The 12,333-nt window shown below is 66.9% G+C and carries 9 protein-coding genes, 1 tRNA gene and 1 riboswitch; of the genes, 6 read left to right on the top strand and 4 right to left on the bottom strand.

Annotated elements, in window-relative coordinates; genetic code table 11:
• The first annotated feature begins 38 nt into the window (after positions 1–38).
• Entirely contained in the window at positions 39–1,502 is a 1,464-nt protein-coding gene (locus BKH33_RS04725) for an NCS2 family permease (RefSeq protein WP_043538890.1), read from the top strand.
• A 559-nt stretch (positions 1,503–2,061) separates the two neighbouring features.
• On the opposite strand, the gene BKH33_RS04720 is transcribed toward BKH33_RS04725, so the two are convergent.
• From BKH33_RS04720 to BKH33_RS04705, 4 genes are all read right to left on the bottom strand, one after another.
• Positions 2,062–2,703, bottom strand: coding sequence for a hypothetical protein (locus tag BKH33_RS04720; protein WP_043538884.1), 642 nt, complete (start codon positions 2,701–2,703; stop codon positions 2,062–2,064).
• Positions 2,704–2,745: 42 nt separating this feature from the next.
• Positions 2,746–3,162, bottom strand: coding sequence for a Tox-REase-5 domain-containing protein (locus BKH33_RS04715; protein WP_003781020.1), 417 nt, complete (start codon positions 3,160–3,162; stop codon positions 2,746–2,748).
• 133 nt (positions 3,163–3,295) lie between these two features.
• A complete protein-coding gene (locus tag BKH33_RS04710; protein WP_043538886.1) occupies positions 3,296–3,925 on the bottom strand; it encodes a hypothetical protein in 630 nt (209 codons plus the stop codon).
• A gap of 41 nt (positions 3,926–3,966) precedes the next feature.
• Complete coding sequence (locus tag BKH33_RS04705) at positions 3,967–6,315, bottom strand: Tox-REase-5 domain-containing protein (protein ID WP_003781006.1); 2,349 nt, start codon at positions 6,313–6,315, stop codon at positions 3,967–3,969.
• Positions 6,316–7,174: 859 nt separating this feature from the next.
• Here BKH33_RS04705 and BKH33_RS04700 point away from each other — a divergent pair.
• From BKH33_RS04700 to BKH33_RS04680, 5 genes are all read left to right on the top strand, one after another.
• The gene (locus tag BKH33_RS04700) at positions 7,175–8,518 is read left to right on the top strand and encodes an MFS transporter (protein ID WP_003786156.1); all 1,344 of its coding nucleotides are present in this window, start codon (positions 7,175–7,177) and stop codon (positions 8,516–8,518) included.
• 232 nt (positions 8,519–8,750) lie between these two features.
• Positions 8,751–9,422, top strand: a complete 672-nt coding sequence (locus BKH33_RS04695; RefSeq protein WP_003786149.1) for a metal-dependent transcriptional regulator — start codon at positions 8,751–8,753, stop codon at positions 9,420–9,422.
• Between the two features lie 449 nt (positions 9,423–9,871).
• Positions 9,872–10,034, top strand: a riboswitch (cyclic di-AMP (ydaO/yuaA leader).
• Between the two features lie 3 nt (positions 10,035–10,037).
• Positions 10,038–10,874, top strand: coding sequence for a C40 family peptidase (locus BKH33_RS04690; RefSeq protein ID WP_003786143.1), 837 nt, complete (start codon positions 10,038–10,040; stop codon positions 10,872–10,874).
• Positions 10,875–11,079: 205 nt separating this feature from the next.
• On the top strand, positions 11,080–12,018 hold the full coding sequence (locus BKH33_RS04685; RefSeq protein WP_003786146.1) for a universal stress protein: 939 nt from the start codon (positions 11,080–11,082) through the stop codon (positions 12,016–12,018).
• A gap of 101 nt (positions 12,019–12,119) precedes the next feature.
• Positions 12,120–12,192 (top strand) — tRNA-Arg (locus tag BKH33_RS04680).
• Positions 12,193–12,333 lie beyond the last annotated feature (141 nt).

Here is a 12,333-nt window from a genome sequence, read left to right as displayed (position 1 = left end):
ATTTCGCTCAGCGCGTGACGATCTGGAAGAATGCCGCCGTGAGCACACGTACTCCGACGAAGTCCTCATCCTCTTCCGGCACTGCGTCCTGGCTGGACCGGTACTTCCGCATCACGGAACGCGGTTCGACCATCTCCCGCGAGGTCCGCGGCGGGATCGTCACCTTCTTCTCGATGAGCTACATCCTCGTCCTCAATCCCGCCATCCTATCCAAGGCGAGTCCTCCGGGAACCGAGGCCCAGCTCGCCGCCGGCACCGCCTTCGTCGCCGCGGTCATGACGATCCTCATGGGCGTCGTCGCCAACTACCCGATGGCCCTGGCTGCGGGGCTGGGGATCAACGCGATGGTCGCCTACACCCTCGTGGGCACCCAGGGCATGACCTACGCCGACGCCATGGGGCTCATCGTCATCGAGGGCATCATCATCCTCGTCCTGGTGCTCACCGGCTTCCGCGAGGCCGTCTTCAAGGCGGTACCCGATCAGCTCAAGACCGCGATCTCCGTGGGCATCGGCCTGTTCATCGCGCTCATCGGCCTGGTGGACGCCAAGATGGTGCGCCGCGGCGGCACCCCCCTGGAGCTGGGCCTGGGCGGATCCCTTCAGGGCTGGCCGGTCATTGTCTTCCTCTTCGGCCTCTTCCTCATGGTGGTGCTCTACGTGCGCAAGGTCCGCGGCGCCATCCTCATCGGCATCGCCTCGGCCACGGTCCTGGCCATCATCATCGATGCCTTCGCCCACCTGGGCCCCTTCAACGACGACCCGGAGAAGGGGCCCCTCAACCTCACCGGCTGGTCCCTGTCCGAGCCGCACCTGACCGGTTTCCCGGTGGACCTGCCGAGTCTGTCGACGCTGGGCCACTTCAGCCTGCTGGGCAGTGTCCATAAGGTCGGGATCGTCTCAGTGATCCTCCTGGTCTTCTCCCTGCTGCTGGCCGACTTCTTCGACACGATGGGCACCATGGTCGCCATCGGTGCCGAGGGCGACCTGCTCGACGAGCACGGCAACCCGCCCAGGACCCGCGAGATCCTTGTTGTCGACTCCCTGGCCGCCATTGCCGGCGGTGTCGGCGGTGTCTCCTCGAACACCTCCTACGTGGAGTCCGCCGCAGGCGTGGGGGAGGGGGCTCGTACGGGCCTGGCCTCGGTGGTCACCGGCTGCATGTTCGCGCTGTCCATGTTCTTCGCCCCGCTGGTCAAGATGGTTCCCTACGAGGCGGCCACCCCGGCGCTCGTCGTCGTCGGCTTCCTCATGATGATGCAGGTGACCGACATCGACTGGGAGTCCCCGGAGATCGCGCTGCCCGCCTTCCTGACCATCATCATGATGCCCTTCTCCTACTCGATCACCAACGGTATCGGGGCCGGCTTCGTCGCCTACCTGGTCATCGAGGTGGCCCAGGGACGGGCCCGCAGGATCCACCCGCTCATGTGGGCGGCCTGCGCGATGTTCGTCGTCTACTTCACCCTCGCCCCGATCAAGGCGATTCTCGGCGTCTCCTGACGGGGACGGACTGCGCCTGCTGGACGCGGAGGCGGTCTCTCATTGAGCGCCGACGGCGTGGGTGTCCAGATCTGCAGCAAAGGCTCTGAGCGGCCTTGTTCCTTCGGAAGTAAACCGCATGATTTCGCGGTTCTTGTTGATGGGGCGAGTGGCGCTGAGCTCCCTTTGCTGCAGATTTGGACACTCTGGCCCGTGTGAGGTCCTCCGCCCCTCTTAACTTGCCCCCTCACGTCCCGTTACAGGGAGCCGCTTCGCGTATCTCGGTGTCCACTGGGGGATGGTGAGCCGTGCTCCACCTCCACGACCTCTCGAGCGACGTGGTGTCCAGGCAGCGGACATGACCGGTTCTGTGATCGATGTGACCGGTAGGCAATTCTGAAATTCTGCAGTTCTTGTTCGGCTCCTGACGTCTCCGCAGCGCCCATGTCCGCTGTGTGGACACTGGTCGCTATCAACTCGGTGCTTTGAGCAGCAATCCTCGCGCTCCTACCTCCCCGGGTGTGATGGGGCCGTGGTCCTACCCCACGACGGTGCGAGCCTTAACGCGGTGGTTGGGTGTTCACCATTGGTTGAGGATGGTGGGGTAGGTGTCGGGGGTGCCGAAGGTGAGGATGGCGCCGTTGGCCACAGGGGCGATGCTGGTGGCCAGCTGGGTGGCTCGTTGGTAGTGGGGTGAGTCGGAGGCGAAGAACATCTTCCAACCATCGCTGTAGTTGAACGGGGCGGGGCCGTCGCGATTGATGTTTCTTGCTGGGTGGTCTTTGCGAGAGAGGGCTCCGATGGTGTTGGGGGCGAAGATGGTGGCGGTGGTGTGCATGAGGGTGTCGGCCAGGCCCTCGCTGGCGTCCAGGGAGGCCCCGAGTGCCTCGCCGATCATGAGAGTGATGCTGGCGTCTCCGGGGTTGGGCATGTTGAAGCTCAGTTCGAGTTTGTTGCCCTGGCCGATCTGCCCGGAGAAGGCCGGGGTGACGCCGAAGCGTTCGCGTCCCCAGTCGACTTGGGCTTGGTGGATCTCTTGGAGGAGGTAGTCCTGGGTGATGGGTGGTGCCTGTTCGGCCTCCTGGGGGCTGTCGGCGGTGGGGCGCCACAGGTCCAGGGAGGGGTGCAGGGGTCTGACCTGCTGGATCCACTCCCACACGCGCCTGCCTTCCGAGACCGGGTCGCCAAGAGCCCGCCGCCTCATGTGTAGGCGCCATTCCATGATGGTTGTCCTTTCTCCTCGTGGTGCTGACTGATTAAGATGTTAGTTGGGTGGCGTGTGGATGAGCTCGATCTCGACTGGGAACTCTCCCCAATACTGTTTTTCTCTGAGGGTGTCGAATGTGTCTTTTTCTGCGATGTGCCATTGGATGGGGGTGTCGGTGCCGGTGGCTCGCACGGCCTCGACCTGGTCCTCGGCGGTTTCGATGAGTCCTTTCTTCTTGGGGGTGACTTTGCCTGTGACTGGGTCTACCTTCCTGGGGGTGCTCTTTGGTTCCCTCGACCAGTCTCCCTTGATGAGTGGGTCGTAGCCGGGGCCTTTGGCGTCGACGAGGGCGAAGCCGTTGTAGCCGTCGAACTCGACGCCGTTGACGATGTAGGAGTGCTTGATGGGGACGCCGGTGACCTGCTCCTCGTAGCGCTGGGCACGGGCGGAGCCGAGTACGGTGGCTATGCCCATGCGTGCCCCCGGACAGGAGGATGGTGGCTCCGGCCAGGAGCGTCAGCCCGATGTTTGTGGGGCCGGCTCGGTTCTTGTGACTGGGAGGGGGTTGTTCGACGACGGTGCGAGCCTTGACGCGGTGGTTGGGTGTTCACCATTGGTTGAGGATGGTGGGGTAGGTGTTGGGGGTGCCGAAGGTGAAGATGGCTCCGTTGCCTGCGGGTGTGGTTGTGGTGGCCAGCTGGGTGGCTCGTTGGTAGTGGGGTGAGTCGGAGGCGAAGAACATCTTCCAGCCCGGGATGTAGTTGTAGGGCTCTGGGGTGGGGTTAAGCGGGTGGTCCTTGCGGGTTAGGGCTCCGATGGTGTTGGGGGCGAAGATGGTGGCGGTGGTGTGCATGAGGGTGTCGGCCAGGTCCTCGCTGGCGTCCAGGGCGGTCCCGAGCGCCTGGCCGATCATGAAGCTGATGCTGGCGTCTCCGGGGTTGGGCGTGTTGAAGCTCAGCTCGAGCTTGTTGCCCTGGCCGATCTGTCCGGAGAAGGCTGGTGCCAGGCCGAATTTGGGGTCGTTGGAGATGGCTTGTACGCCGTGGATGTAGTGGAGGAGGTAGTCCTGGGTGATGGGTGGGGACTGTTCGGCTTCCTGGGGGCTGTCGGCGGTGGGGCGCCACAGGTCCAGGGCGGGGTGCAGGGGTCTGACCTGCTGGATCCACTCCCATACCCTGCGTCCTTCCGAGACGGGGTCGCCAAGAGTCCTCCGCCTCATGTGTAGGCTCCATTCCATGGTTGTTGTTCCTTTCCTTGTGGTGCTGACTGATCAAGATGCTAGTTGGGCGGCGTGTGGATGAGCTCGATCTCGGCAGGGAACTCTCCTGACTTCTGTCGATTAAAGAGATCGTCGAATGTGTCTTTTTCTGCGATATGCCATTGGATGGGGGTGTCGGTGCCGGTGGCTCGTACGGCCTTGACCTGGTCCTCGGCTTTGTCGATGAGTCCTCTCTTGACGCGTTTCACTTCCCCTGTCACTGGGTCGGTCTTGTAAGTGCTTTTTGGTTCCCTCGACCAGTCTCCCTTGATGAGTGGGTCGTAGCCGGGGCCTTTGGCGTCGACGAGGGCGAAGCCGTTGTAGCCGTCGAACTCGACGCCGTTGACGATGTAGGAGTGCTCGATGGGGACGCCGGTGACCTGCTCCTCATAGGCCTGGGAGCGCGGCGATCCGTAGTTCTTGCCGGGGCCCCAGGTGCCGACTCCGCCGTCGGAGCGTCCGGGTCTGGGGGTGCGCAGTCCGGGTTGGTGGATACCGGCGCGGGGGTTGAGGCCCCTGCTGGCCTGTGCTCGGCTGAAGCGACGTGCGGCTTTGGTTGCGGCGGCTTCTTCTCGGGCGAGAGTGCGTGCGGTTCTGGCGGCTTTGCCGGCGCCGCGGAGGGCTTTGCCCCCGGGGATGATCGCCGCTGCGGCCAGGCTGGCGTCGGTGATGACTTGGAGGTCGTTGTGGGTGTCCAGGTAGTGGCCGGTGGTGCCCCAGGGGTCGCGCATGAGCTGGGCGGTGGGGCGGGCGGCGTCCAGGGCAGTGGCGATTCCGAGTCCCACGCTGAAGGCCAGGCCAAAGGGACCCCCGGACAGGAAGACGGCGGCGGCACCGATGAGGACCAGGGCGGCCTTCTCAGTGGGGCTCATGGACTCCCAGACCGCTCCGAGCATATCCAGGATGCCGGCGAACCAGAAGGTGGGCAGCCCGATCAGGCGCTGGTTGAGCTCAGTCACCAGAGGCGGCACGACGGAGTAGATGATCCAGGCTCCGGCCAGGGCCGCCGCTGCGGCCAGGGCCGAGGTGGCCCAGCGGTGGGTGCCGGCGTCGAGCTGTCGGCGTGCAGCCAGGTCGCGGGCGATGCGGTGCTCTGCCCAGGCCTGCAGGAACAGGCGGGGTCGGCGGGTGGTGGCCGCCTGAGCCAAGGCGAGCCTGACCCGGTGTGCCCCAGCTCTGGTGGCGGCTGCCGCCTCGACGACGTCGGCGCCCCACCTGCCGGCAACGCCGCCAGGCAGGCCCTGGGGTGCGCTCGGTCCGCCACCCGGTCCGGCAAGTGCACGCGCGTAGCTGCCCAGGCGCATCACCCGGGCATCCAGGAGGATCGCGACGACCAGCATCACCAGGAGCATCCAGCCCCGGCCCTGACCAGAACCAGCCATGCTGCTAGTAGTCCCGACGATCGGCCAGGGCGGCTCGCCGTTGGTGGCGCCCCAGGCCTTGACGACGCGCTCGTCAGTGAACCAGTCGGTGCTCGCGGTCGTGGCGTTGGTCGCCATGTGGTCGACCATCGTCACCCACAGCACGCCCGGGGGCAGGCCAAGAGCCGCACAGCGCAGGGCGACCCCAATGGCGGGGTGGTGGTGCCTGGCTCGCCACCACAAGTGCCGCGCCAAGCCGATGCTCACGGCAACCAGGCCGGTGACAATGGCGTGCCCCGCATAGGTCACCGCCCCCGGGAACTCGTCGGAGAACGGCCAGAGGCTGAAGGTGGGAAGATGCGTGCACTCGACGACTCCCGCAGGGTCCTCTGGGCATATCGCCTTGGACAACTGCATCCCCGGGGTGTTTCCGACGATGTACGCCAGGCGTCGTGCGACCTCCTCGACCGCCGTGAAGCCCGCTCCGCAGGCGACCCCCAGGACGAGCCAGTCCTGAATGAGCAGCCGGCGTACCCGCCCCGGGGCGATGACTGCCACCAGACAGATGGGGGCGAGCTTGGCCAGCTCCTCGACGACGCCGGCGATTACGACCTTTGAGGCCGCATGGCTCACTGCCACTCCCGCAGCGGCGGCGACCTGGAAGGAGAGCCACCCAATGACCCCGGCCCATGGCATGGACAGGGCGAAGATGCCCGAGGTCATGCCCCAGGAGACGGTCTTGCCCCGCGCGAGCCAGAAGCAGGCCGCCACGGTCCAGAAGCAGCCGATCCAGGCGCCCAGCGCTGTCCGGGCCAGTGGGGATACGGCCAGCGTCACCGCCACGATCAGCAGGCTCACCCAGGTCAGCACCATCCGGATCCGCATCAAGATGCGGAAGGCCCGAAGCTGCAGAAGGAAGCCGCCCAGGCGCTCCCACCACTCCAGGCGGACCGGTGCCCCGTCCAGGTTCAACGAGGGCGCGGCCGGACGGTCAGTGGAAGGAGACACCGAAGCGGCCGGAGGCGCCTGGGTTGTGGCAACTGGCGCGGGCCTTGCGGGCTGCACGGAACTCGTCGTCGGTTGCGCAGGTTTCGTCGCCGTCGCCTGTGCGGGCATCAGCCCGTACTGCCCCGACGACGCCGGGACCGCCGCAGGGGCAGGAGGTACAGCGCCGGCCGGAACACCTCCTGGTGGCGCTACCCGTCCATACCCGGGCGCCGCCGTCGGCCCGGATGAGTGGTCCGTATGGGCGTCGCCGGAACCCGGCATGATCCCGTACGACGCACCCGACGCGCCGCCATGGCCACTAGGACCCTGCGCCCCGGGCGCTGGTGCGACAGACCGACCCGCCTCCGCAGGTCCTGCCAGGGGCTCTGGCGTGAGCCCACCTGGTGCAGACGGGTACGGGGAGGTGCTGCCCGGTGCGGCCGGCGGGACCGACCTGGGCGCTTCGAGAACGGCAGACCCCTCCTCGACGGGGACGTCCCCGTCGGGCGGCGCCGGCGCCGCATGCCGTCCCTGTCTGGGCCGTTCCGGAGCCGCATGCCGCCCCCCGGGACCGTCGCTCCTGCTCAGGCCCCTGGCCGTACGAGCCCGGCACATATCCCTGGCCGTTACCGTTCAACGTCCGCCCCTCTCTCATGCGCCGTTCAGCGGCGTGACCAGTTTGTTACCAATCGGCTAGGAGAGTGGCGGTTTTCCGCAATCCCGCTTCCTTCTCCGTCGTCAGGGGTAGCGCCCACCATGGGGAATCGTTGGCGCCTCTAGGGCTACCCTTCTCAGACGGGGCGTTTGTCGCCTGGGCGGCACCGTCCGGCACCACCCCTGACACTCGTCAACCCGCCCCACGTCTTCACCACTTCAGGACATGACCCGCACGACTTCCGCACGCAAACCCAGCAGCGGCATCTTCGCCTCCCTGAGATTCCACAACTACCGGATCTGGTTCCTCTCCGCCCTCGTTGCCAACACCGGGACCTGGATGCAGCGCGTGGCCCAGGACTGGCTGGTGCTGCGCGTCCTCACCAACGACTCCGCCACCGCCACCGGCCTGACCACGGCCCTGCAGTTCCTCCCCATGCTCCTGCTCTCCGCTCACGCCGGCCTCGTCGCCGACCGGGTCGACCAACGCAGGTTCCTCATCCTCACCCAGAGCGCCATGGGCCTGGTCTCCGCCGTCGTCGCCATCGACGTCCTGGCCGGCACCGCGCGCCTGTGGCACGTCTACCTGGCCGCCTTCCTCGGGGGCCTCGCCGCCGCCTACGACGCTCCGGCCCGCCAGACCTTCGTGGCCCGGATGGTGCCCGCCGAGCACCTGTCCAACGCCGTGGGCCTCAACTCCGCCTCCTTCAACGCCGCCCGGCTCCTGGGGCCGGCGCTCGCCGGCGTCGTCATCACCTGGGTGGGTGCCGGCTGGGTCTTCGCCGTCAACGCCGCCACCTTCCTCTTCCCGGCCGCCGCCCTGGCCGCCATGCGCGTGAGCGAGCTCGTGGACATGCCCCGCGCCCAACGTGCCGCCGGACAGCTCCGTGAGGGCCTGGTCTACCTGCGCGGCCGCACTGATCTCGTCGTCATCATCGCCGTGGTCGCCGTCGTCTCCATGCTCACCCTCAACTTCCAGGTCACCATGGCGGCCACCGTGCGCACTGTCTTCCACCTGGAGTCCGACGCCTACGGTACTGTCTCCTCGGTCTTCGCCATCGGGTCCCTCTCCGGTGCCCTGTGGGCGGCCAGGCGCCGCAGCCCCCGCCCGCGTACGGTCGTGGTGGCGGCCTTCGCCCTGGGAGTCTTCTCCCTCCTGCTGGCCGTCATGCCCACCTACCTGACTTTCACCCTCATGACGATCCCGGTGGGCCTGTGCGTCCTCACGCTCCTGACCAGCGCCAACCAGACCGTGCAGATGACTACCGAGCCGTCTATGCGCGGCCGGGTCCTCAGCATCTACATGATGTTCTTCCTGGGGTCGACGCCGGTTGGGGGCCCGCTCATCGGCTGGGTGGCCGATGCCTGGGGACCACGCATCGCCATCGCGGTCGGCGGCCTGAGCGCTGTCCTCGCCGCCCTGGTCGCCGCCGCCTGGAGCTACAGGCACTGGAACCTGTCCCTGCACTACTCCTCCACCCGCCCCTACCTCAGGACCGCCTCCAAGGCGCCGGAAGCTCCGCGGCAGCCTCCGGAATCGGAGGGCCGGAGCGACGCCGACGTCGACTGACGGAATCGGTCGAGAGCCGGCTGAGCCGCTGGACGAGCAATACGCACGCTACCTGTCGCGCATCTTCGAGGCGCTGGGGAGTCCTCCCCAGGCGAGGATCGGCGCGCCTTCAGACAGTGTTGGCGGACCTTGCGGCGCGCCGATTATCCTTTCAAGAAGCGCGGCGCAACGAAGAAGTCCCTTTCCGGACTCGAGCGGTCGCGGTAACCCACCTCAAGCAGGAGCCCACCTCATGAGCGAGCTGATCGACACCACCGAGATGTACCTCAAGACCGTCTATGAGCTTGAGGAGGACGGCGTTCCACCGCTGCGCGCCCGCATTGTCGAGCGCCTCGACCACTCTGGGCCCACGGTCTCCCAGACGGTGGCGCGTATGGAGCGTGACGGCCTCATCAAGGTCGCCGACGACCGCTCCCTCGAGCTCACCGACGAGGGCCGCCGGCGGGCCACTGAAGTGATCCGCAAGCACCGGCTTGCTGAAAGGCTGCTCCTGGACGTCATCGGCTTGGACCGCCGGCTCGTCCATGAGGAGGCATGCCGTTGGGAGCACGTGATGAGTGAGCAGGTCGAGGGACGCCTGGCCAGCATCCTTGACGACGTCTCCACCGATCCCTTCGGTAACCCCGTCCCGCCGCAGACGGCTGAGCACCCCCGTCCCTCCGCCGATGAGGTCAGTGCGGAACGGCTTGCCAGTCGTGAGACCACGACCGCTGTCGTCAGCCGCATCGGCGAGCCGATCCAGGCCGATGCCGAGCTCATCGCCGCCCTCGAGGATGCGGCGATCACGGCCGGTGCCCAGGTGGAGCTGCGTGTCAGTGCCGGCGGGGTCCGGCTCGTCGGCGCCTCTGGTGATCCCGTCGTCCTGTCCGACGACGTCGCCCGTCATCTCTTCGTGCGACGCTGAAGCCTCGACGAAGGTGCTCTCTGCCAGAACCCTCAGAGAACCCTGAAGACAGCCTGTGCAGGCGAGGAGATCCGGCCGGCGTCCCGCATTCCACATATCGGAATGCGGGACGCTGCTTTGTGGTCCATGTCATGACTAAGCGACCTCTCTCACTGAGGGTTCCTCCGAACTGAGGGCAGAGAAGTTGCGGCAACGACTCCAATAGGCGGTTGCGATCTTCCCGCGAAATAACGCCATTCTCACCATTAGGTTGGTATGGCTTGTTGGACGGAAGTCCCTAAAGTCGTGTGGAGGAAAACGAAAAATCTCGCATGGTGTCCCGGCTCACAAGAGTGTGTGACACCTGGCCGTGACGAAGCGTCGGTCTGTCATGTAGCGTTCAGGTCGTTGCCGCAGACAACCGTCTCGGTGGCGTCTCGGATCGGGGCTTAGTCCTGCCACTCGGTCTGAGGCAAGTGGAACCAACAACTCAAGTGGCAGGAACGGGGGAACCAACTACCGGTCGCCCAGGCGGACAGCCGAAGCGGCCTTGGGGTGAAGCCCGCATCTGCGGGCCGGACGTCTCCAGTCCGAACCCGACAGCTCACCTCGTCGGCTCAACAGGAGAAAGCATTCATGTCCTCACGCACCATCGCACGTCACCGCAAAGCCACCCGCGCCCTTACCCCACTGGATGACTTTGCTCCCACCGCGCGCCGAGGTCTGGCGGTCGCCGCATCGTCCGGTCTTGCCCTGACCATGATCGCCTCCGGCGCCAACGCCGCAGGCCACAGCGAGGTCACCTCCTCTGGAACCATTGAGGCTTCTGGCGTGACCCCCGGGGTCGGCATCCTCGCCGCCAACGCTCGCGAGGCCCTGGCCGCCAAGCAGCAGATCACCATCGCCCAGGCCAACTGGGTCACCGAGGCTGCTCCGCAGGTTGAGGCCGTTGCCCCGGCCGCTCCCGAGGCGCCCGCCGCTCCCGAGGCCCCGGCTGCTGAGGCTAAGGCCGAGCAGAGCACCGACAACGCTGATGCCGCCGCTGCTACTGAGGCTAAGGCCGACCAGGGCTCCGACGCTGCTGCCGCTGACACGCAGGCCGCTCAGACCACTCAGGCCTCGACCCCCGCGCCGGCCGGCACCTCCAACTCCTCCGTCGTGGCCATTGCCATGCAGTACGTGGGCTCCCCCTACGTGTGGGGCGCCTCCGGCCCGAACGCCTTCGACTGCTCCGGCTTCACCTCCTACGTGTACTCGCAGGTCGGCATCAGCCTGCCCCGTACCTCCGGTGAGCAGGCAGTGGCCGGCACCCAGGTGTCCGCTTCTGAGGCTCAGCCCGGCGACCTCGTCGCCTGGCCCGGCCACGTCGGCATCTACGCCGGTGACGGCAAGGTGATCGACGCCGGTGACGAGTCCACCGGTGTTGTCTACCGCGAGATCTGGGGCTCCCCGACCTTCGTCCGCGTCGGCTGATCTCAGACGCTGAAGTCCTTCCGTGAGGGGTGGGCGCCGTAAGGCGCCCACCCCTCACGGCATGTCGGGGGAGGTGTAGACGGCTGTCAGGGTGGTTCGTGTGAGCAAAACGAAGACAGGCCTTTCATGTGGTGGTCCCCACACCCCTTTTCGAGGCAGAATGTTCCTTGGGTCGCAGACCGTATCTCAAGAAAGGGCAGATCCCATGACCGATGGCAATGTCATCCTCGTCGGAGTCGATGGTTCACCCGAGTCCCTGGCGGCAGTGGACTGGGCTGTTGCGCGCGCCGAGCGCCAGGGCTGGCGCGTTCACATCCTGTGCGCCTACTCTCTGCCCTCCTTCACCACCGCGTCCCTCGACGGCGGCTACGCGGCGCTCGACGACTCGGCCATCAGGTCGGGTGCCCAGGCCGTCATTGACGAGGCCGTCGAGCGCGTCAAGAAGACCGGCGTGGCCGTGACCTCCTCACTGGAGACCGGGGACCCGGCCGGCGTCCTCGTCGACCTCTCCGAGGAGGCCACCCTGGCCGTCGTCGGTACCCGTGGAGGCGGCGGCTTCGCAGATCGCCTCCTGGGAACCGTCTCCTCCGCCCTGCCCGCGCACAGTCACTGCCCGGCCGTCGTCGTGCCCCAGCGCACCGAGGGGGCCGACTACACGCCCGTGCGCCGCATCGTCGTCGGGGTCGACGGATCCTCCTCTGCCCGCAAGGCTCTCAAGTGGGCCGTCACCGAGGCGGAGGCGTGGGGCGCCGAGCTTACCGCCATCGCTGCCGTCCCGATGGCCTCCGGAGCCGGAGCGCTCGCCTGGCTGCCGGCCGCCGTCGACCGAGAGCAGGTCCTCGCCGACGTCCGCTCCGGGCTGGACCGGGCCATCAACGAGGCCCTTGAGGGCCATGAGGGCGTCACCGTTCGCCGTCACGCGCTGGACGGCAACCCGGCCGAGCTCCTGGCCGAGTTCTCCACCGCCGTGGACCTCGTCGTCGTCGGCTCGCGCGGACGCGGGGGCTTCTCCGGGCTCCTGCTGGGCTCCACCAGCCAGGCCGTCCTGTCCCACGCCTCGTGCCCCGTGCTAGTGGCGCCCTCGCAGCAGGTCAAGGGGGAGCGTCGTACGTCACGCACCTCCACCCCGTGGGGTCGCGCCTGAGAATGATTCCGCTGCGGCGAGCGTGAGCCGGCTCGCCGCAGCGCCACCCCGGTGCTCGAGTGGCCATGGGTGGGCCGATCCGCTGGTAGTCTTCCGCTCAGGCCCTCGTAGCTCAGGGGATAGAGCACCGCTCTCCTAAAGCGGGTGTCGTTGGTTCGAATCCAATCGAGGGCGCTACTGGGTTCTTCTTGCAAGCGCGGGGAGAACCCGTTTTCGTTGTCCGGTCGTGGAAGGTTGCTCTGGGCCTCTATTGTGCAGCCTTAGCCTCGAGTTTTCATTGTTGGGGTGTTGAAGATGGGGTGAAGGTGTCGCTTC

It is taken from the genome of Actinomyces naeslundii, assembly GCF_001956585.1.
Classification (GTDB): domain Bacteria; phylum Actinomycetota; class Actinomycetes; order Actinomycetales; family Actinomycetaceae; genus Actinomyces; species Actinomyces naeslundii.
Note: the sequence above shows the minus strand (reverse complement) of the source record. Positions and strands in the feature narration are given on the sequence as shown.